General features: G+C 62.8%; 14 protein-coding genes. 12 read left to right on the top strand and 2 right to left on the bottom strand.

Features of this window, described 5'->3' with window-relative positions; genetic code table 11:
* Positions 1-12: 12 nt before the first annotated feature.
* The 9 genes from FD02_RS08700 to cysK all read left to right on the top strand — a co-directional run bounded on the left by FD02_RS08700 (position 13) and on the right by cysK (position 14849).
* A complete protein-coding gene (locus tag FD02_RS08700; RefSeq protein WP_056951787.1) occupies positions 13-1230 on the top strand; it encodes a hypothetical protein in 1218 nt (405 codons plus the stop codon).
* Between the two features lie 205 nt (positions 1231-1435).
* Positions 1436-2986: an accessory Sec system glycosyltransferase Asp1 gene (gene asp1 / locus FD02_RS08695; RefSeq protein WP_056951786.1), complete on the top strand. Its 1551-nt coding sequence runs from the start codon at positions 1436-1438 to the stop codon at positions 2984-2986.
* The gene (gene asp2, locus FD02_RS08690) at positions 2979-4517 is read left to right on the top strand and encodes an accessory Sec system protein Asp2 (protein ID WP_056951784.1); all 1539 of its coding nucleotides are present in this window, start codon (positions 2979-2981) and stop codon (positions 4515-4517) included. The genes asp1 and asp2 overlap by 8 nt, the downstream gene beginning before the upstream one ends.
* A 9-nt stretch (positions 4518-4526) precedes the next feature.
* Positions 4527-5282, top strand: a complete 756-nt coding sequence (gene asp3, locus FD02_RS08685) for an accessory Sec system protein Asp3 (RefSeq protein WP_056951781.1) — start codon at positions 4527-4529, stop codon at positions 5280-5282.
* A 16-nt stretch (positions 5283-5298) separates the two neighbouring features.
* Positions 5299-6735: a glycosyltransferase gene (locus FD02_RS08680; RefSeq protein WP_056951779.1), complete on the top strand. Its 1437-nt coding sequence runs from the start codon at positions 5299-5301 to the stop codon at positions 6733-6735.
* The gene (locus FD02_RS08675) at positions 6725-7579 is read left to right on the top strand and encodes a hypothetical protein (RefSeq protein ID WP_056951777.1); all 855 of its coding nucleotides are present in this window, start codon (positions 6725-6727) and stop codon (positions 7577-7579) included. Before FD02_RS08680 ends, FD02_RS08675 begins: the two co-directional genes overlap by 11 nt.
* Positions 7580-7658: 79 nt before the next feature.
* Positions 7659-12941 (top strand): serine-rich family protein, encoded by a 5283-nt coding sequence (locus FD02_RS08670; RefSeq protein WP_056951775.1) that lies wholly within the window; start codon positions 7659-7661, stop codon positions 12939-12941.
* 161 nt (positions 12942-13102) lie between these two features.
* The gene (locus FD02_RS08665; protein ID WP_054722980.1) at positions 13103-13915 is read left to right on the top strand and encodes a homoserine O-acetyltransferase/O-succinyltransferase family protein; all 813 of its coding nucleotides are present in this window, start codon (positions 13103-13105) and stop codon (positions 13913-13915) included.
* Positions 13916-13928: 13 nt separating this feature from the next.
* A complete protein-coding gene (gene cysK, locus FD02_RS08660; RefSeq protein WP_056951772.1) occupies positions 13929-14849 on the top strand; it encodes a cysteine synthase A in 921 nt (306 codons plus the stop codon).
* A gap of 372 nt (positions 14850-15221) precedes the next feature.
* On the opposite strand, the gene FD02_RS08655 is transcribed toward cysK, so the two are convergent.
* Both FD02_RS08655 and brnQ read right to left on the bottom strand, forming a co-directional pair.
* On the bottom strand, positions 15222-16007 hold the full coding sequence (locus FD02_RS08655) for an alpha/beta hydrolase (RefSeq protein WP_054722978.1): 786 nt from the start codon (positions 16005-16007) through the stop codon (positions 15222-15224).
* 82 nt (positions 16008-16089) lie between these two features.
* Entirely contained in the window at positions 16090-17463 is a 1374-nt protein-coding gene (brnQ, locus tag FD02_RS08650; protein WP_056951770.1) for a branched-chain amino acid transport system II carrier protein, read from the bottom strand.
* 533 nt (positions 17464-17996) lie between these two features.
* On the opposite strand from brnQ, the gene FD02_RS08645 reads away from it, so the two are divergent.
* The 3 genes from FD02_RS08645 to murQ all read left to right on the top strand — a co-directional run bounded on the left by FD02_RS08645 (position 17997) and on the right by murQ (position 21003).
* Positions 17997-18878, top strand: a complete 882-nt coding sequence (locus FD02_RS08645; RefSeq protein ID WP_054722976.1) for a MurR/RpiR family transcriptional regulator — start codon at positions 17997-17999, stop codon at positions 18876-18878.
* Positions 18879-19044: 166 nt separating this feature from the next.
* Positions 19045-20100 carry a MupG family TIM beta-alpha barrel fold protein gene (locus FD02_RS08640; RefSeq protein ID WP_056951768.1) on the top strand — a complete coding sequence of 352 codons (1056 nt, stop codon included), beginning with the start codon at positions 19045-19047 and terminating at the stop codon, positions 20098-20100.
* 12 nt (positions 20101-20112) lie between these two features.
* Entirely contained in the window at positions 20113-21003 is an 891-nt protein-coding gene (gene murQ / locus FD02_RS08635; protein ID WP_056951767.1) for an N-acetylmuramic acid 6-phosphate etherase, read from the top strand.
* Positions 21004-21016 lie beyond the last annotated feature (13 nt).

The raw sequence follows: 21016 nt of genomic DNA, 5'->3' as shown, positions 1-21016 counted from the left end.
AAAGGAGTGGCCATGAAACATCTCGATTTACTCAAAAAAGCCGGCTTCACCCTGGGTGTTTTGCTGGTGTTCATCCTCGGCCAGCAGCTCGCCGTGCCAGGCGTCGGTCCCGGCGGCACGCACGCCTTGACCGACAGCACGCTGTTGCGGCTGTACAGCCTCACCACCGGCGGGCAAGTGGCGCGGCCGACGTTGTTGTCGCTCGGCTTAGGGCCATTTATGCTGGCGATGCTCAGCTGGCAGGCGTTTGCGGCGATGGACCTGCCGTTTGTCTCGCGCTGGTCCGACCGCCGGCGCGGCCGTATTCAACGCGGCCTCACCACCTTATTCGCCTTGTTGCAGGCCTTGGTCACCGCGTTTTACCTGCGGTTTGACCTGGTGCCGACGCGGCTGTTCGGCGTCAACGTCAGCTTGCCGCTGGTGGTGTTGTTGCTGGTGGCCGGGGGCCTGGTGGTGGCGGCGTTAGCCACGGCCAACATCGGCCACGGCCTCGGCGGCGCGTTGATCCTCATCGTGCCGAATCTGATTTTGAGTCTGCCGCAGGAATTCCGCGCCGGCTTTGGCCGCAGCCTGCAGGACTGGAGCTGGCCGCTGTTTGCCGCCGCCGTGGTGCTTGGGCTGGTCGTCGTGTTGGTCAGCCTGCGCTTTAACCGCGCGGTGTTGCACTTGCCGGTGGAGCGGGCGACGTTATTGTCGACCTATGGCGAATCCGACTTGACCTTGCCGGCGCTTCCTGCCGGCGTGTTGCCGTACCTGTTTGCCGCCGCCTTGCTGGCGACGCCGCGCGAAATTGTCTTGGTGTTCCACCAGGCCAACTCGCCGGTCGGCAGCTTCATCGTCAACCAGCTGACCTTCACGCGCTGGCCGGGCATCGCCTTGTACGCACTGTTGATCATCGGCTTGACCTACCTGTTGGGCCTGATCAGCGTCGCGCCGGATCGCCTGGCCCGCGGCTTGCAGGAGTCCGGGGACTACTTGTTGAATGTGTTCCCAGGCGCCGACACGGAAAAACTCTTGATGCAGCGCTTCAAACAACTGAACTTCGTGGCCACCGGCTGGCTGTTGCTGGTGATGGTCTTGCCACTGGTGGTCGGCATGCTGTGGGCGCCGGCGGCAAACCTGTCGCTGGTGTTCACGAACTTGGCGCTGTTGATCGCCGTGTTCACCAAGGTGGCGGAACAAATCGTGGCCTTGTGGCGGCGCCGGGACTACCGGTTGTTTACCGAATGATTTAGGTTACAGCACGCTGCGCTACGCCGGTTACCCGCCGGTCCTCACGCTTTATTAGACGCGTTCGGACCGGCAACCGGCTAGGCTCAGCGACCCCTGGTCCCCGAGCCCAAGCCCGGCTCACGGCCCAGGCGCGCGCTGCGCTACGCCGGTTACCCGCCGGTCCTCACGCTTTTATATCAAAGGAGTCATTATGCTTACCCTTATGCCTACCGATCAGTTTAATCAACCTGCACGCGACCCGGTCGTGGCGTTGGGGCAGTTGTTCCGGCAAACTGGCGAGCCGTTTAACTTGCTGTTCACCGGGCTGACCCCTGATTTGCGGTACCAACTGGCCGCCGCGGAGCTGTACGAATACGACTGGTGGAATGTTTTCGATGAGATTCAGGGCATTCGCCATCACGTGGGGTTGCCGGCGCAGCTGGCGGATCTCGACGTGCCAGCCGGGGTGACGCCGCTGTATCGCAACCAAGACGTGTATTATTACCGCGCCGGCGAGTTGGTGATGCAGGCGCGCATTGCCTTGGCCGGATACTTGTGGCAGGTGGAGCGCCAGTTGGGCGACGGGCGCTATCAGCTCGACCAATACGACGACCGCGGGTTTGTGACGACGCGGGCGTATTTTCACCATGGCGAGCGGGAAAAGCTCGAGTACTATGACGATTACGGCCGCTTGGTGCTGACCGAAACCGCGGCCGGGGTGGCGGTCAGCGAGGCCCATCATGGTCGCTTTGGCGCGGCGCATTACGCCAACATCGGCGCGGTGGTCAGCGAGTTTTTGGCGCGGCGGAATCTGACGCTTGGTGCGTCAGATCACGTCATCACCGGCCTCACCGGCGCGACGTTGTACCTGCGCGCCACCCAGCCGCTGTTGCACCAAATGATTTTCCTGGTCGACCCGGCGGTGCCGCTGACGCCGACGGATTATGGGCGGCTGACTGCCGGCGACCAGCTGGTGTTTCCAACGTTAGCGGCGCAGACGACGTTCGATGCTGCCTATGCCGACGCCCATCACGGTGCGGCCTGGCCCACTGCGGCGCAAACGGTGATCGCGCCGCGCGCTGCGGCGCCGGTGACGGTGGCCGAGCCGGATGTCGTGCCGCCAAGCATTTATTGGCGCGCCGGCAACTTGCCGGTCGCTGATTGCCTGCTTGTCGCCAAGGCCTTGGTGAAGGTGCTGCAGGCGCAACCGGACCTCGAGTTGACCTTGAGCCTCACCCCGGACCGCGTCGCCGCGTTGCAACAGGCGCTGATGCAGGCCATCGCCGAAACGTTCAAGGTGGATCTCGGCAGCGGTGAGTTTGCGGCGGTCAACGCCTACCTCGAAGCCGCGCATGGCGGCCTCGGCACGGCCGACGCACAAATCGCCGCCTTGCGCGACCAACCGAGCTGGCCGCGCCTGGTGGGCGCCAGCCAAGTGGTCAGCCGGCTGACCTTCGTCACCGACATGGCCGACCGCCGCGCCGCCTTGCAATCCGCGCAGCTGTTACTGGATACCGGCAGCCAACCCAAGCAATCGCTGCAGCTGGCGGCGGTGTCCCTCGGCATTCCGCAGTTGACGCTCGCGCCGAGTGCGTTGGTGCGCGCGACGCAAAATGGCGCGGTGGTGCGCGTCGATACGGTCGGCACGGCCATCACCAACTGGCGGCAGCCTGCCGCCTTGGCCAAGGCGCAAGTCGCCAGCCAAACGCTGGCCGCCGAATATGCGGCCGAACGATTACTCAAGCAATGGAAGGAGCTGACCCAGCATGGCTGAACCCCGGTTAATTATTCACATCGGCGCCCGCCCGCTGGCGTTGACGCTTACCGCCGATTTTCAATACGAATGGGCGGCCAGTGCCAGCGAGAACCTCAGCGAAGGCCCGTTGTTTGTCGGCGACGACTTGAATTGGCCGTTTGCCACCGCCGTATTTTTGCTCGACGACACCAGCCCGTGGCGAGATGCGCCGCAGCGCTTAGCGGCGCTGCCGGCCAACGCAATTCTCGTCGACACCCGCGCCCAGTTTTCTACGGCGGCCAAGGAGGTCTTGGCGCTTAAGGGCGCGCACCGGCTGAACTTCTCCGACGCGGCGGCCCTGGCCAACACGATTGCCATCGGGTTTTGGCCCGGGCAAGACGGCTGGCGGCTGGATCCCGACAGCTTCACCCTGGCGCCAGACTTTACCGGCACGGTAAAAACGATGGGGCACGTGTATCAGGAACTCGCCATCGACGCCCCCGACTGGCAAGTCGTTGCCTACCCGAATTACGCCCAGTGGGTGCCGGCCGGTGAGGAAAAACATGTCCGCGTCGAGTATCAGGTGGCGGGGGCAGCCAGCGTGCGCGTGACGCTGGGCTTGTACCATCCGGACACCAACGCCCACCTCGACGACTTGGTGCTGGAGGCCCCGGCCTTGCGCGGCGGTTTCACCATTCCGGCCAGCGCCACGGGGTGCAACGTGCAGGTGATCGTCGCCGCCAAGGGTCAAGGGCAGTTGCGCCTCGGCGCGATTCACATGCGGCGTTCGCGCGGTGAGTTCGGCGAGTTCATGGTCAACGACCGGCGCCTGGTCGAGCCTAAGGGCATGAACAGCGATTTGTCCGTGTACTTCGACGCCGGCGACATGCAGCCGCCGTTGACGGTGTATTTTTCCGGTTACCGCTCGGCCGAGGGCTTTGAAGGCACCGGCATGATGAAGAGTTTCGGCGCGCCGTTTCTTGTGTTCGCCGATTCCCGGCTGGAAGGCGGCGCGTTTTACCTCGGCAGCGACGCCTTGCAACAAGAAGTGGTCGCCACGATTCGCCAAACCCTGGAGCGCCTGCACTTTAAGCCCAGCGACTTGATCTTGTCGGGCCTGTCGATGGGGACGTTTGGCGCGCTGTATTACGGCGCCAAGCTCAACCCCAGCGCCATCATCGTCGGCAAGCCGCTGGTCAACATCGGCACCGTGGCCGCCGGTGCGCGGCTGATTCGGCCCGCCGAGTTTGCGACGAGTCTGGACATGGTGTTGCTGTACGAAGGCGACGCCGGGCGCGCCGATTCGCTGAACGACCGCTTCTGGCGGGTGTTCAACCGCGGCGATTTTAGCCACACCACCTTTGCCATCGCCTACATGCAAGACGACGACTACGACCCGCAGGCCTATTCGCAGCTGCGCGCCGGGTTACGCGACCGCTTCCCGGCGGCGCGGGTGTTGACCAAGGCCTTGCCGGGGCGGCACAACGATGACACCAACGGCATCGTCAACTGGTTCGTCGCGCAGTACCGGCATTTGTTGGCGCAGCAGTTTGACCGCAAGTTCGAGTAGGAGGCCCACATGTATCTGTATTTATTACATTGGGTTAGCACCCCGCAAACGACCATGCTTTACGGGTCGACGCTGACGCATGCCCCGGATGGCACGGTCAGTTTTAGCAACCGCCGCCAGACGCCTGGTGCGGTGATCCACACTTGGGAAAACCTGCCGGTGGGTGCGCTGCACAAGCCGCACCCGACCTTGCCGTTGCTGCAGCGCGGCCACACCTATGGCTACCAGCTCAACGCTGCCGTGCACCCGGTGGGCACCACCGGCGTCAACATCCAGTTTCTCGACGCGGCCGGGGCCACCGTGGGCGAGGTGCTGCAGCCCGAGCGCAAAGGCGAGTTCACCTTTCCGGAAAATGCTGCGGATTATCGCATCGAGTTGTTGAACATGAACAACGAGCGGCTGAATTTTCGCTCCTTGTACCTGGCCGAGTCGCCGACCTTGGCCAAGCTGATGGTCACCGAGGCCACGGACTTGAACCTCGTCCACGCCCATGACGGCGACCAGCACAGCGCCGCCGTCGACGTCGTGGCCATGCGCCGGCGCGCCATCGCCGAGCCGCTGTGGCTCAGCGGCCAAGCCGACCAGTACTTCCTGCGCTTCACCCACGCCCAGCTCAGCGACCCGGAGTGGCTGGAGTTGTACGCGGAAAAACTGGGTAAGCACTTGCACAAGAAGTTCGGCCGGCGCCAGGTGGACCTCACGCTGCGCGCGGAAACCGCCGAGGCGGAAGGGGCCATTGAGGCCATCGCCAAGGTGTTAGGATAATCGCAAAGGAGTCGTTATGAATTTTTTCGTCAATGCTGCCATGGGGCTGGGCAATTCCGGCGTCGAGCACGCGGAGTTCTACCGCGCCGCCCGCTTTGAGCAAGCCAAGCTACCGTACCGCTTCGTGTTCTTGGATCTGATCAAGGAGCTGCGGGCGGCCACGGCCAAGTGGCAGCTCGCCGATGAGCGCGTGTTAAACCTGTGGGAGTACTGCGTCTTCGGCGGCGACTACCTGACTACCGGCGCGGCGCCCACCCAGGCGGAAACCAGCGACCTGATCATCGACAACACCGACACCCACCGCCTGCGCACCACCGTCACCGACACGGGGATGCGCATCGTTGAGCACCTGGTGAAGTATCCCGACCAGCACCACCCGGACAACCCGGTGTTGCTGGTGGGCACCAGCCGCATCGAGCTGTTCGCCCCGAACGGCGAGCGCAAGGTGATGTTTGAGCTGCTCGACGACGTGAACCGCGGCAGCGTGTTGACGAATATCCACCTGTTTGCCGAGCGCGGCCAGCACCGCTTCTTCCAAAACGCGGTGACGCTTTACCAATACTTCTTCGCCCAGCTGGCCGCGGCGTATCCAGGCCCAAGCAACTGGCTCATCGACCGCGGGGAAAACACCGATGAGGCCTTGGTCAGCGCGCGGCCGGCGAATAGCCACCTGCTTTACATGGTGCACGCTGACCAGCTGGCCGACCGCGACGATGTCCGCTACCCGTTGTGGAATAATCATTACGAATACTTGCTAGACCACCTAACCGAATTCGACCGGGTGGTGGTCGCCACCGAGTTGCAGCGCCAAGACCTGCTGGTGGACTTCCCGACCGCTGGCGCGCGCGTCGTCGCCATTCCCGTCGGCGGCGTCAGCGACGCCGCACCGGCGCCGCGACCGGCGCGTGCGGCAGGGCCGCTGCGCTTGATCACCGCGTCGCGCCTGGCCAGCGAAAAGCACATCGACCTCGCCATTCGCGCCGTGGCCGCCCAGCACGACAGCGGGCAGGCGGTGACGTTTGATATTTATGGGGCCGGCGGCGAGGAAAGCAAGCTGCGAGACTTGATCAAGGAACTGAAGGCAGACGACTACATTCAACTCAAGGGCCTCTCGAACACCTTGGCCACCGTGTACCCGCAATACGATGCCTTTATCTCCGCGTCGTTTTCCGAAGGCTTTGGCCTGACCTACATCGAGGCGCTCAACGCCGGGTTGCCGGTGATTACGCTGAAGGCGCGGTTTGGCGCCTTGGCGTTGATTCAAGACGGGGTCAACGGCTTCTTGCAGGACTTCAAGCGCGACGACGCGGATTACACCGTCGCCCAGCTGCAAGCCGGCCTGACCCGCGCCGCGGCTAGCGACCTAGCCGGCATGGCGACGCGGGCCAGCGTCGCCAATTATCAGGATCACGTGATTGCCGCCAAGTGGAGGACCTTAATCGATGCATTATGAACTCTTGAATACCTTGGCGCCCACCGCCGCGATTTTCCCGGTGGTACAGGCCCGGGCGCAGGCGGTGCACGCCACCTTGATTACACTGGCGGCGACGCCGAATTACGGCGGCTTGCTGCAACAGGTCGGCCTGCCTGGCGTGAACTTATTGGATCGCGCCACCGGCCGCGAATATCACGCCGATCAGTACCGGTTTTTCAACCGGGTGCGGGTGCCGAGCCTGGCCAAAATCGACATGAACGAAAACGGCAGCATCTCCGTGTTGCACCAAGGGGCTGACATCGGGCGCGAGTATTTATTCCCCAATACCCGCCGCGCCGCACAGGATGTGCGCTTCACCAATCCCGACGGCTCGCTTGATTACATCGAGGAATACGCCAGCGACGGCTCGGTGTTTAGCAATTTGTTTTACACCAAGGGCGACATGCAGGAAATGGCGTTTTTCAACGCTGACGAGCAAGTCGTCGTGCGCTACTTCCTGTACCAAGGTGCCGTCAACTTGATCACGTTGGAGGATCCGCAGACCCATGCGGTCACGGCGCGCTACGACACGCTTAACGCCTTCTTGGCCGCGCAGCTGGCCGCGCTGGTGACGCCGCAAGACACCGTGACCATCAACTACCTGGGCATCGAGCTCAGCGTGTTGGTGGGGAGTCAGTCGCACAACCGCTTGGTGCTCAGCGAGCCGCCGCTGACCGACGACGGGGCGGTGCGCGGCAACTTGGCGGCGGTGCTGACTGACACCATCGATTATGTCCAAGAAGTCGTCATGAGCCCCGCGGCGGCGGCGACATTGAAAAACGCCGGCATGCCGATGACCAAGGTGACGGTGCACGCCGAATAAATTTTGGCCCGGGTGCATTGAATCTCACCGGTGGCGGCTTATACTAAACTAGAGACGTTACCGGCACAGGAGGCAAACGATGAGTAAGTTCGACTCGAATGAATACGCACCATCCGCCAAGAATAACAAAAAAGTCGGCTTTGGCCTGTTTCAAGACGACAAGCGCTGGCCGCTAGATGCGACCCAGCCGCTGGACGCCTTGCGCGTGGGCAAAGACGCCGTTTTGGCGACGAAAAGCCGCGTGCGGATTCCAGGCGGGGACGCCGCTTCGAACACCGAAAGTCAACGCCTGGCGCGGTCGCTAAGCGTCAGCGCCAGCTTTGCCGCCAGTGCCAGCCAAGCCGCCACGCAAAGTGTCAGCGCGGCGGTGACCACGACGCCAACTGACCAGCCGGCACCAGCCGCGGCGGCCAGTGGGCTGGCCGAACAACTCGGCCTGCAAGGCACCGCAACGATCACCGGCCAAGCGCTGGTGGTCAAGGCGACGCCAGAAAGTTTGAATACCGCCACGCTTGCCAACCTGGCCAGCTTTATTGTGGCGCAGGATTTAGCCTTGAACCTCACGCTGCCTGATGCGCAAATTACCAGCCGCGGGCAGGAAACCGTCGTCACCTACACCGATACTGCCAACATGGCCCAGCCGATTACCGTCGGCCGGGCCTTTGGTGCGCAAGTGCAGGCCTTAACCGGTGTGCCGCAAGCCGTGACCGCCAAGGCCGCCGTTATCGCCACGCCGACGCCGCATTCTGCCGCGGCTTCGCTTGCGATGACTCGCGCCGAGCGCCGCGCCCAGCGTGACGCCGCGGCTGCCGAACAAGCCGAGCAGGCCAGCGAAACCGCAGCCGCCACCAGTCAAAGCGCAGCGGCCGCACAACAAGCCAGCGCAGAACTGGCGGCTAGCACCGCCGCCGCGCAAGCAGCCGCAACGGCTGCCAGCAATGCCGCCGCGGTGGCCGCCAGCCAACAAGCCGACCTGCGCGCCAGCCTCACCGCCAGCGCGGCTGTGGCGGCCAGTGTGGCGACCAGCGAATCGGCCAGTGCCGTGGCATCAACCGCCGTGGCCGCCTTGCACACCGCCCAGCAGGCGAGTGCTTCTGCTAGCACCAGTGCGGTGACCTCTGTGAGTGTCGCCGACAGTGCGACGGCCGCCGCCTGGTTGTCCGCCCAGCGTTCGGAATCCATCGCCTTACAGGCCGCCAGTTCCACCGATGTGGCCGAATCTGCCGCGGCCAGCACCAGTGCCAGCGCATCTGCGAGTCTTTCGGGTGCGGCCGCCAGCCAGCAAGCCAGCGAGTCCGCCGCCCAAGCGCGGCAAACGGCCGCCAGTCTCAGCCAGGCAGCGTATGTGGCCAGCGTCGAAGCCAGCCACGCCGCGTCGCAATCCGCTGCCCGCGCGTTGAAGACGTCGTTGTTCTTCAGCCAGCTGGATTCGACGGATATCAGCGAATCGGTATCCGAATCCCTGGCGTTTTCTCAGAGTCAAAGCCACAGCGAAAGCCTCAGCGTGAGCCTGGCCACCAGCGTCAGTGCCAGCGCCAGCCTGGCGACCAGCCTGAGTCAATCCGCCAGTGCGTTGTTGAGTGCAAGCAACTCGACGAGCTTCTCGTTGTTGCTGAGTCAAATCGCCAGCGACAGCACGAGCACCAGCCAGTCGACGAGCGGCAGTGTCAGCCACGCTACCTCGACTTCGGCCAGTGCCAGCACGGCTGTCAGCCTGCAAGCCAGCCAGACGCTATCGCTGGTCGGCAGTCAAAGCGGCAGCGCGAGCGCCTCGCAGTCGCTGTCGCTACTCGCCAGTCAGCACACCAGTTTACTTGGCAGCCTCAGCGAATCGACCAGCTTCTCGCTGCGCCTGAGCAATGCCGCCAGCACCCGGCTAAGCACCGCCGCCAGTCAAAGCACCTCGACCAGTGGCAGCTTCAGCGCCAGCGACTCGACGAGTTTGCACACGTCGTTGTCGCAATCGACCTCGACGCAAACCAGCACCAGCCAGTCGACCAGCTTCTCGCTGCTCAATTCGACCAGTGCCAGCACCAGCTTCAGCACCGCATTGAGCCTAAGCACCAGTGGCAGCGCCAGTGCGAGTGCCAGCAACAGTACCAGCATCGCCGTTTCCACAGTGGCCAGCCAGACGCTGAGTCTCAGCGAGTCGCATAGCTTCTCGCTGCTGGTCAGCGAATACCTGAGCAATCAGGCCAGCACCAGCTTGAGTACTTCTGGGAGCGCCAGTGCCGTGACGTCGACCAGCTATTCTGCCAGCTTGAGTGAAAGCACCAGTGGCAGTGCGAGCGCCAGTGCCAGTGTCAGTGCGGCCTTGAGCGCCAGCGCGTCCACCAGCGTCAGCGGCAGTGTCAGTGGGAGTCTCGCCACTAGTTTGAGCCTCAGCGGATCGACTTCGGCGTCGCTGAGCGCTAGCGCCAGTGTCAGTGCCGGCCACAGTTTGAGCCTTAGCACTTCGACTGCCGGCTCGCTGAGTGGCAGCGCCAGCGCCAGCCAGTCGCAGCAACTGAGCCTAAGTGGGTCGGCCAGCGCCAGCACTAGTGGCAGTGCCTCGGCTTCGGCCAGCGCCAGCACGGTGCTGAGTGCGTTGACTTCCGTGTCCACCAGCATGAGCGGGTCGGCTTCGGTCAGCACCAGCGTCGCCTTCAGCCTCGCGGCGAGTCAGTCGGTTTCCCTGAGTGGCTCGGCCAGCGCCAGCACCAGTGTCGCCTGGTCGCAATCCGCCTCGACCAGCCGAAGCGTGGCGTGGTCGCAATCGGCTAGCGCCAGCGCGTCGGATTCGGTCAGTGGCAGCGTCAGCGCCAGCGGCAGTCACAGTCTGGCCCAGTCATTGTCCACCAGCGGCAGCCAATCTGCCGTGGTTTCCGCATCGAGTTCCGTGAGTGGTTCGGTTAGCGCCAGCGCGTCGACCAGCGGTTCCGTGGTGGCCTCGTTGAGCACCAGCGTCAGCGGTTCGGCCAGCGCCAGCGCGTCGACGGCAGTGTCGCTGAGCACCAGCGCCAGTGGCAGTGCGAGCGCCAGTGCCGTGCTTTCGGCATCGGCTTCGCAGTCGCAATTCTTCAGCGTGCAAACGTCACTGAGTGGCAGTTCCAGCACCAGTGCGTCGCAGTCGACTTCCGCATCGGCCAGCACCAGTGCCTTCGTCAGCGCCAGTGCGTCGACCAGCGTCTCGCAGGCTATTCACCAATCGCTCAGTGCCAGCACCAGTACCTCGGCTAGTGCCAGCGACTCGCTTCGCTTCGCCATTTTCCTCAGCCGCCTCGACAGCGCCAGCGTTAGTGGCAGTGATTCCGCCAGTGTCAGCGCTGTGGGCAGCGCCAGCGTCTCCACGCAAGCCAGCCTCGTGGCCAGCACCAGTACGAGTCAAAGCGCGAGCCAGAGTACCGTCTTCAGCGTGGCCGCTTCGCTGCGCACCAGCGGCAGTACCAGCGCCAGCGCGTCGAATTCGGCCAGTGCCAGCCAGTCGCAAAGCGCCAGCGCCAGTGCCGCGGTGAGTCAAAGTACCAGCGTCGCCGTGTCCCTGGTTGGGAGCACCCAAGCCAGCACCAGCGCCAGTGGCAGTGCCAGCGCCAGTGTCTCGACGGTGGGCAGCCTGAGCACCAGCGGCAGCCAAAGCCTGTTGCTGAGCCTGCGCTTAAGCGAGTACGACTCGCAAAGCCGCATCGCTAGCCTCAGTGAATCCGCCAGCTTCTCCGCGTTGTTAAGCGAAATCGCCAGCACGCAGGCCAGCACCAGCATGAGCCTCAGCGAAGCGGTGGCCATGAGTCTCAGCACCAGCGGTAGCGCGTCGCAGTCGACGAGCACCCAAGTCTGGCTGAGCCAAAGCGTCTTCACCAGTGCTAGCACCGCGTTGAGCCTCAGCGAGCACCGCGCGCAGTCGCTATCCACCAGTGGCAGCTTGGCCCAATCCGTGACCTGGTCGCAGTCGGCGTCGACCGAGCTCAGCGTGGCCGTCAGCACCCAAACCAGCACCAGCACCAGCGCGAGTCAGCGCGTGAGCGCCAGTGCCTCGACCAGCGTCGCCTTCAGCTTGCGGCAGTCGCAAAGCACCCGCATCGCCGTGTCTCTGGCGGCGAGTGCCAGCGCGGCGATCGACGCCAGTCTGACGCGCTCGACGGATGTGTCCGCCAGCCAGTCGGCCAGCCTCGATGCCAGCCAAATCCATTCGCTGAGCGAATACGCCAGTGCCAGCGACGCCATCGGGTTATCGCTGAGTGAAAGCGAGCGCCTGCGCCTGGCCCAAAGTCAAAGTTACCTGACGAGTCTCAGTGCCAGCACCAGCCTCACGCTGAGTCAGGCCGAGTCGACCAGCGTCATGACCAGCAACCAAATTAGCGAAAGCGCCTCGACGTTCCTGTGGACAACGGATACCGCCCACCGCAGTCAGTCGATGAGCCTGATGGCCTCGGCCACCGCTAGTCTCAGCATCATGCTGGCCGAAAGCGCCAAGGCCGCCTTGCAAACCGTCACCGATTTGGCCACCAGCGAAGCCGCAGAAACCGCTGCGGTGGTGCAGGTCCGCACCAGTGAATCGCTGGCCGAGCTCGAACCGCACCGCTCGCCGCAACCGGTGATCACCACCATTCAAAACACCGGCAACCGCACTAACCTGGTCGGCACCGGCGAGCGCGGGGCGCGCATCACCGTCTTGGCCGATGGCAGCAGCTACATGGGCCGCGTCGACCGCGACGGCAATTGGCAAGTCGCCGCCTTGGATCCAGACGCCGGCGATATGCTGAGCGTCACCCAAACCATCGGCGATCGGCCGACCAGCACGCCGGTCACCGCCAGCGTGCCAAGCGCCACGCAAACGCCGCAACCGAGTGTGGGCTATGCCTTCAACACCGGGACGATGTTGGCTCTGGCCGGGGAAGGTGAGCCGCACGCCACGATTACCGTGACTGGCACCGAAACGCTGACCACCGATGTCAGCGGCGCCGGGCAGTGGATGATCAGCGTGCCGCTGACCGCCGCGGGCGAGCGCCTCAGCATCACCCAACAGGTGCCGGATGCCACCGCCAGTGCACCGGTGGCGCTGACGGTGCCACCGGCCGCCAGTGCGGCCGGCGATCCAAGCCAAACCGCGGTTGGCCAGCTCGTGGAATCGGCCACCGCCGATGCCACCGGGCGCGCCCGGCGGCGAGTCGTGCCGCAATCGGTCACGCCGAATGCGCCGACGCCAACGTCTGCCAGCGCCGCGCTGCCAGCGTCAACGTCTGCCAGCACCGCACCGGCACCGACGCCGCAATCGGCTGAGCCGCGCTCGCGGGCTGAGCGCCGGCGCGCAGAGGAAGCCAGCACCACGACACCACCGAAGCGCCACGGGCTCTTCGGCTGGGGCCGCAAGCACGATGATCATTAATGAGCAGCAACACCGCGACGCTTGCTGAAGCGCCGCGGTGTTTTTGCGTTGGCTTGCGAAACTTGTTTAACAATCGAGAAAAAGCGCGAGTTCCCGATTGATTATGAATGTGCTAAACTTAAATTAGTAGTGCGATTAAGCGCTGCCAAAAGGAGGCAACTATGCGACCCCTGCACATCGGGATCTTGAATGTTATGCACGATAAGGCCGACACCAACGCCCGGTTCAACCGCGTCTTGCGCCTGGCCGGCTTGCCCATCGTGCCCCATTTTTATTATCCCGTCAGCCATTACGCTGGGCGCGCCGTGCCCAGCGCGGTGAGCGCAATTTTGGCGCCGCTACGCATTGACGAGGCCGCGGCGCTCGACGCGTTCATCATTACCGGGGCACCGGTGGAGCAGTTCGCCTTTGCCGATGTCACCTACATCGCCGAGGTGAACGCCTTGCTTGACGCGCTGGCGGCAGGTGGGCGTGAGCAGCTGTACCTGTGTTGGGGTGGCATGGCGGCGTTGGCGCACCAGTACGGCATCGCCAAGCACATGTTGCCGCATAAGCTGTTTGGCGTGTATCCCCACGAGCAGCTCGCCGCGTCGGACCTGTTGACCGGGTTGCCGGCTGGGTTCATGGCGCCGCATGCGCGGTACGCCGAAATGGACCGCGCGCAGGTGCAGGCCACCTCGGCGTTGACGCTGGTGAGTGAGACGCCGGCGCACCACCTGTTTTTGGTGGAAAATGCTGCGGCGCATCAGACCTTCATGTTTGCCCACTTAGAATACGGGCCGCTGGGGCTCGCCCATGAGTACCAACGAGAAATCGCGGCGCACCCCGAGCGCCACTATCGCCGCCCCGAGCAGGTCTTCGCCGACCCCGCACACTTCGGCGGGCCGGTGTTTAATTGGGCGGACACGCAGGCCACGTTTTTCTCGCAGTGGGTGCGCCGCGTCGCCGCCAATCGGTTGTCGTCAACGAATTAAGGAGGAAAAGCATATGACTGTTGCCAATAATATTACTGAATTAATCGGCCACACCCCGATGGTGCGGTTGAACCGCGTCGTGCCAGCCGGCGCCGCGGACGTGTTCGTCAAGTTGGAATTCTTCAATCCCGCCGGTTCCGTGAAGGACCGCATCGGCCTGGCGATGATTGCCCGCGCCGAGGCAGATGGCAGCCTGAAGCCAGGCGGCACCATCATCGAGCCGACCTCCGGCAACACCGGCATCGGCCTGGCCGCCGTGGCCGCCGCCAAGGGGTATCACCTGATTATTTTGATGCCCGACACGATGAGCGTGGAGCGGCGCAAGCTGATGCAAGGCTATGGCGCCGAGCTGCAGCTGACGCCAGGCGCGGAAGGCATGCCAGGGGCGATCAAGCGCGCCAAGGCGTTGGCCGCAGAAAAGGGCTACTTCCTGCCGATGCAATTCGACAATCCGGCTAACCCGGAGATTCATGAGCTGACCACCGGTGCGGAAATCATCGCCGATCTCGGCGACAAGGTGCCGGATGCGTTTGTGGCCGGCGTCGGCACCGGTGGCACCTTGACGGGCGTGGGCCGCGCGCTACGTAAGCTGGATCCTGCAGCCAAGGTGTACGCCTTGGAGGCGGCTGAAAGCCCGATGCTCAAGGATGGCCACGGCGGCAAGCACAAGATTCAAGGCATCTCCGCCGGGTTTATCCCAAGCGTGTTGGATACCGACTTGTATGATGGCATCCTCGAGGTCACGAGTGCTGATGCCATTGCCACGGCCAAGGCCGTGGGGCACAAAGAAGGCTTCCTGCCTGGCATTTCCGCCGGCGCCAACATCTACGGTGCCATCGAATTAGCCAAACAGCTCGGCACCGGCCACGTCGTTGTGACCATTGCGCCGGATGGCGGCGATCGGTACCTGTCCACCGATTTGTTTGATTACTAGTCGATAACGGCGGCCACCTGCAGAAATGCGGGTGGCCGTTTTTGGTTACTATTTAATAGTAGAAACACGATTTGCAGGCGGGCGGTGGGTGGTCTGACGCGCGACGCGTCAGACTGGCTTGGTTCCTGATGTACGGAAGCTGCCTGCGGTGACGATACGTGGTGGGTCTGACGCGTCACGCGTCACATTCCCAGCGCGGGTCCTTACCGACAACAAAAGTCTGACGCCTGCTGCGTCAGACCCGCCAATCGCGCTCACTCATTTGAGTTCGGTAACAGCAACAGCGTCTGCAGTCCGACGCGTCATGCGTCACATTGCCAGCATAGGCCCGGCCAAGAAAAAAGTCTGACGCGTTACGCGTCAGACCCTGCATCACTGAAACTGCCCATTGAGCCACAACAACATTGCCGGCCACACGTCGTCGAGATAGCCCTTGGCGTGGCGGGTCCCGGTTAATAGCTGCATGGTAAACGGCACGCGCTTGGCCGTCAGCGCCGCCGCCATTTGCATCATGCCGCTGGTCGGCACGAATTCGTGCAGGGAGTTGGCGAGAAACAGCGGCCCGGTGGTGGTCGTGACGTGGTAAGCCGGCGTAGCGTTATGCGCCATGGTCGGATCGTCGGCCAGATAATTCAAGACGAACCACTTGTAAAACGCGTCGTTGGCGCCGTCTTGGTTAATGGTGGCGCTGGCACGCTGGTTAAAGTCGCTGGTGTCGCCGGCGTTTGGAATCACAGTGGGGTGTGCGGCGAGCCAGGCCTCGATGTCAAAAATACCAGACAGTGACACCGCAGGCATCCCGTAGGCAATCGCCAGCTCCACGGCCATGTTGCCGCCGGCGGAGCCGCCGACCGCGGCTAGCCGGTCGGTGGGCAGCGGCAAGTCGGACCCGCGCAGCCACTTCACCAGGGCCGTCATGTCGCACAACGGCGCGGGGTAAACGCCGGCCTTGCCGATGCGGTAGTTGGGGACCACCGCAGCGTAACCGGCGGCGGTGAGGCGCTGCGCCCAGTCGGCGTCTTTGGCCTTATCGCCGCGAAACCAGCCGCCACCGTGGATATCGATGATGGTCGCGCGCGGCGAGTTGGTGGGCAGATACACATCTGCCGTGAGGTTCGTGTCGGAATGGTAAGGCAGATCAAGCAGGGAATCGGACATTTCGCGCCTCCTTCGCTCAACAAAAAACGGCTACCTCTTGAGGATAGCCGCATCTGTGAACCGGTGCAAGAAATGTGGTGAGCTACGCTTCGGCACTGGCCGCAGCGCGCACCCGCCAGACGTGGCAGACCAGCCCTAAGGCCAGCCCCACCAAGGCCGGAACGACCCAGCCCATACCCAAAGTGCTAAACGGCAGGTAGCTATGGTAGAAATTCGTGACCGCCAGGCCGAAGCTGCTTTGGCTGACCACCGGCGGAAACGAGCTGATCATGTCGCCCAGCGCCGGCAGGGTGGTGAAGGCCACCGTGAAGCCGTACACCACCGGGTCGCGGTGGAACAGGTGGTTGGTGACGGATAACAGGATCAAGACCATCGAGAACGGGTACAGGAACATCAGCATCGGCGTGGACCACTCGATGATGGTTGCCAGCCCGAAGTTGGCCGTTAGAAACGAGGCGAAGCTCATCAGCCCCAGCCACTGCACGTAAGACAAGACGGGAAAATGCTTATGGAAGTCCTGGGCAAACGCGGCAACCAGGCCCACCGCCGTGGTCAGGCAGGTCACGGTGAGTAACGTCGCCAATAACGCGTGCCCGGCCGCGCCGAAGTAATGGGTGACGATTTGATTAAACGCCGTGCCGCCTTCTGCGCTCGGCGCAAACTTAGCTACGGAAGTCGCCCCGAGGACAATCAACAACAGATAGACCACGCCGATGGCACTGGTGGCGATGACGCCGGCTTTGGCGGTGACCTTAGCCACCGAGGTGTCGCGGTGGAGCCCCAACCCCCGCACGGCGGTGACGACGGTGACCCCGAAGGCCAGGCCGGCCAAGGCGTCCATCGTGTTGTAGCCTTGCAAAAAGCCGTTGAAGAAGCTCGCCCCGCTGGTGTGGTAACCGGTCGTGGCAGCTTGGGCGCCGGCTGAACCAAGCGGGTGCAGGAAGCCGACGAAGAATACGACGGCCAGCAGCAAGAGGAATAACGGGTTTAAGACCTTGCCCACGGCGCTGGTGATTTTGCGCTCCTTATACGACAGCAGAAACGCCGCCAGGAAAAACAAGGCGGAGAACACCAGCAAGCCGCCAGTTTGCCAACTCTTGGGCAACAGCGGGGCGACGCCGGTGGTAAAGCTGACCGTGGCCGTCCGCGGGGTGCCAAACAGCGGGCCGATGGTGGCGTGGATCAACACCATGAAGGTCAAGGCGAACCATTTGCCCAGCGGCCGGCCGATGTCATAGACGCCTTCCGCGTGCATCAGCGAAACCGCCAGTACTGACAGCAGGGGCAGCACCACGGCGGTGACGAGAAAGCCCAGGGCCGCGGTGACCCAGTGGCCGCCGGCGATTTGCCCGAGGTGCAGCGGGAAAATTAAGTTCCCCGCGCCGAAAAATAACCCGAATAGCATCGAGCCGATGACTAAGTAATCTTTAGTGGTTAAGTGTTTTTCTTCTAGCATTTGTGCTCTCCTTGATTAGGGTGCCGTTGTCGGTCAATTGATTAATTGTGCAAATACCACTGGCCACGGCCACCACCTCCTTCATTGGCTGAGGCACGAAAAAACGCCCTCAGCAAAAATCTTGCTAAGGGCGCATGCGCGCGGTACCACCTTAAGTCGCCAGCCCGTCACCGGGCAAGCCTCACTGCGTACGGCAAAAAAGCGATACGCGCACACGATAATGGGTGTCCCCATGACACGTTACTCAATTCGGTGTCCTGCTCAAAAGGGATATTCGCCATGACTGCCTCGCGTCCTCACACCTGCCGACGCTCGCTTGCAGACCGGTCACGGTTACTGGTCTTTCTCAACGCATTAATTGATTATGAGTATAGCATGAGAACTCGGGGTGTCAACCACAATTTTCGAGTTGAAATTGGTCTAGGCGATTTCGCCAGTCCCTGGTGAAACGGTTCATCATTTCTGGTGAAATAACTTTTCATTCATGGCAGAAACCGCTATCCTATAGACAGTAAGAGAAAGAAGTGAGGCAGATGTCTGTTGAAGGTAACATTCTCAGTGCCCGCGCCGAGTTGAGTGAGGCCGAGGACCGGCTGGCGACTTATGTGCTGGCGCATCCCGACCTGGTGTTGGGGATGAACGTCAAGCAACTGGCCAAAGCTGCCGGCACCAGTCCCAGCACGGTGAGCCGCTTTGCGCGCCGCGTGCAGTTTCCGGGCTACAACGAGCTGAAGCTGCAGCTGTCGTTTGACCGCAACAACCCCAGTACTGCCGTCACCATCGACCCAGAGATCAAGGCCAACGAAACGCTGAGCAACATTGAAGCCAAGCTGCTGCAAAACGCCGACCGCTCGCTGCACGAAACCGTCGAGGCCGTGCAACCAGACGAGCTGGCCAAGCTATTGCGCTGGTTGAAACGCGCCGAACAGGTCGTCTGCTTTGGCATGAGCGCCTCGTATCTGGTCGCCCAAGACATCGTGCAAAAATGGTCGCGCCTCGGCGTCAACTGTCTGGCCACCGACGACTTGAATCAGCTGTTGCCGCTAGCCGCCGCGCGCGATGGGGAGAAGAAACTGTTTTGGTTCGTGTCCAACTCCGGTGAAACCCCCGAGGTGTTGATTGGCAGCCGCCTGGTGCAAGAAGCCGGCGGCAAGGTGGTGGCATTGACCACGCTAGGGGCCAACTCGCTCAGCCGCCGCGCCGACATCGTGATGACCACCTCGGCGCCGCTAGAGGCCAACGTGCGCTTTGCCGCCACCCAGTCGCTGCACGCCCAGTTGATGCTGGTGGATATCATCTATTACGCCTATGTCAGCCGCAACTATCCCCAGGCCAAGGGGGCCATCGTGGCCAGCCGCAAAATCGTCGATGATTACAAGAATGTCTTTCGCGCCGGATTTCGCGGTCGGCATTAAAGTTAGACGCCTGGTGCGTCTTTTTTTTGCGAAAAAATCGAAATGATGTTTCATTATCTAACATAAAAGGTTGAAACCGTTTTTCCACCATGCTACACTTTACTTGTCGTTGAAAAGGGTTACACCATTTTCATCGGCGAATTGGTCTATTCGATTGGAGGAGCACATGGTCGGTTTTTCCGTTTATCTCAGCGCCCCGCTCACCGCGGCGACGCGCGCCTACATGCAGGCGATGCAAGCCGCCGGGTTCAGTGGGGTCTTCACCTCGCTGCACATTCCAGAAGATGACGCTGACGTGTTGGCGCAGCGCGTGACGCAGCTGGCGGCGTGGTGCCGCGAGCTGCACCTCGAGCTCATCGCCGACATCTCAGACCGCGGGCTGGCCGCCTTAGGGTGGACCCTTGCGGCCCCGCAGGCCATCTTGGCCACGGGACTCACCGGGTTGCGCATTGACGACGGCATCGACTTGGCCGCCGTGGCGAAGTTGTCGCACGTCATGCCGGTGGCGTTAAACGCCAGCACCTTGACGAGTGATGATGTTGCCACCTTGCGCGCCAACGAGGCCGACTGGTCGCACCTGGAAGCTTGGCACAACTACTACCCGCGGCCGGAAACCGGGCTGGCTCGCGACTGGTACGCCGAGAAAAACGCCTGGCTGACCAAGTTGGGGTTCACCACCATGGCCTTTGTGCCAGGGGACGGCGAGCTGCGCGGGCCGTTGCAGCAGCAGTTGCCGACATTAGAATCCCACCGCGGCTGGTCGCCGCTGGCCGCCTTGGTCGACTTGGCGCAGTTGCACACCGGCCGGATCTATATCGGGGACAACACCATCACGCCTGCCGCCCAGGCCGCCATTGCCGCTTATTGCGCCACCGGCACGATCACCTTACACGTGACGGCGGCGCCCGCGGCCTTAACCGGCGAGTTGTGGCACAACCGGCCCGACGTCGCCGCGCAAGTGGTGCGCCTGGTTGAAGGGCGCAAGCGCCAGCTGTTGCCAACTGCGCCGCAGCCGGCGCAGGCCCGGCCCCTGGGTACGCTGACCGTGGATAACGACCAGTACGGCCGCTATGCCGGGGAGCTGCAGGTGACCAAGGTGGACTTGCCCGCCAATGCCGGGGTCAATGTGCTGGGCCGCGTGATCGCCGCCGACCGTCCGTTGCTGAATCTGATTGGGGCCAATACACCGATTCGTTTTGTTACAGCGTCACGCCATTATTAATTGGAGGTCACTATGGATCTTTCTTCATTAACTACCGAAACTCGTAACCCGAAAACGATGCACCTGGATACGTTAAGTGTCGCAGAATTTGCTCAGGTGATGAACGCCGAGGACCAAACCGTGCCGGTGAGCGTGAGTCACGCCTTGCCGGCCATCACGGCGGCCATCACCGCTATCACCGCCCAGTTCAACAAAGGCGGGCGGCTGTTTTACACCGGTGCCGGCACCAGCGGTCGGCTCGGCGTGCTCGATGCCGCCGAGTGTGTGCCAACGTTTGGCACCGACCCGGAAATGGTGCAGGGGTTGATTGCCGGTGGGATGCCGGCGATGACCGTGGCGGTGGAAGGCGCTGAGGACAACGCCGAGCTGGGTGCGCAAGACCTGCGCGACCATCAGCTCACCGCCAACGACACCGTGGTTGGCATCGCCGCGTCTGGCCGCACGCCATATGTCATCGGCGGGCTGGACTACGCCAAAAGTGTCGGCGCCGTCACCATCAGCCTGGCGTGCAACGCCAACGCCGCAATCTCCGCGCACGCCGAGATTCAAATCGAAGTACCGGTGGGCCCAGAAGTGCTCACCGGCTCGACGCGGCTGAAGGCCGGCACCGCCCAGAAGTTGGTGCTGAACATGTTGAGCACCGGCGCGATGGTAGGCCTGGGCAAGGTTTACAAGAACCTCATGGTCGACGTCAAACCGACCAACGAGAAACTGGTGGCGCGCGCCAAGCGCATCATCCAGCAGGCCACCGACTGTGACGCCGCCACCGCGGCGACCAACTTCGAGGCCGCCGGGCATGACGTCAAGCTGGCCATCGTGATGACGCTGACCGGCGATTCGGCGGCCGCCGCGCAACAACGGTTGACCGCGGCCAACGGCTTTATTGCCCGGGCAATCCAGTAGGGAACAATGAAAG

The organism is Lacticaseibacillus nasuensis JCM 17158 (assembly GCF_001434705.1).
Classification (GTDB): domain Bacteria; phylum Bacillota; class Bacilli; order Lactobacillales; family Lactobacillaceae; genus Lacticaseibacillus; species Lacticaseibacillus nasuensis.
Note: the sequence above shows the minus strand (reverse complement) of the source record. Positions and strands in the feature narration are given on the sequence as shown.

What these genes read in the sequence shown, in the direction of transcription:
- FD02_RS08700 (WP_056951787.1), top strand. Translation starts at nt 13, where the DNA reads ATGAAACATCTCGATTTACTCAAAAAAGCCGGCTTCACCCTGGGTGTT.
- asp1 (WP_056951786.1), top strand. Translation starts at nt 1,436, where the DNA reads ATGCCTACCGATCAGTTTAATCAACCTGCACGCGACCCGGTCGTGGCG.
- asp2 (WP_056951784.1), top strand. Translation starts at nt 2,979, where the DNA reads ATGGCTGAACCCCGGTTAATTATTCACATCGGCGCCCGCCCGCTGGCG.
- asp3 (WP_056951781.1), top strand. Translation starts at nt 4,527, where the DNA reads ATGTATCTGTATTTATTACATTGGGTTAGCACCCCGCAAACGACCATG.
- FD02_RS08680 (WP_056951779.1), top strand. Translation starts at nt 5,299, where the DNA reads ATGAATTTTTTCGTCAATGCTGCCATGGGGCTGGGCAATTCCGGCGTC.
- FD02_RS08675 (WP_056951777.1), top strand. Translation starts at nt 6,725, where the DNA reads ATGCATTATGAACTCTTGAATACCTTGGCGCCCACCGCCGCGATTTTC.
- FD02_RS08670 (WP_056951775.1), top strand. Translation starts at nt 7,659, where the DNA reads ATGAGTAAGTTCGACTCGAATGAATACGCACCATCCGCCAAGAATAAC.
- FD02_RS08665 (WP_054722980.1), top strand. Translation starts at nt 13,103, where the DNA reads ATGCGACCCCTGCACATCGGGATCTTGAATGTTATGCACGATAAGGCC.
- cysK (WP_056951772.1), top strand. Translation starts at nt 13,929, where the DNA reads ATGACTGTTGCCAATAATATTACTGAATTAATCGGCCACACCCCGATG.
- FD02_RS08655 (WP_054722978.1), bottom strand. Translation starts at nt 16,007, where the DNA reads ATGTCCGATTCCCTGCTTGATCTGCCTTACCATTCCGACACGAACCTC.
- brnQ (WP_056951770.1), bottom strand. Translation starts at nt 17,463, where the DNA reads ATGCTAGAAGAAAAACACTTAACCACTAAAGATTACTTAGTCATCGGC.
- FD02_RS08645 (WP_054722976.1), top strand. Translation starts at nt 17,997, where the DNA reads ATGTCTGTTGAAGGTAACATTCTCAGTGCCCGCGCCGAGTTGAGTGAG.
- FD02_RS08640 (WP_056951768.1), top strand. Translation starts at nt 19,045, where the DNA reads ATGGTCGGTTTTTCCGTTTATCTCAGCGCCCCGCTCACCGCGGCGACG.
- murQ (WP_056951767.1), top strand. Translation starts at nt 20,113, where the DNA reads ATGGATCTTTCTTCATTAACTACCGAAACTCGTAACCCGAAAACGATG.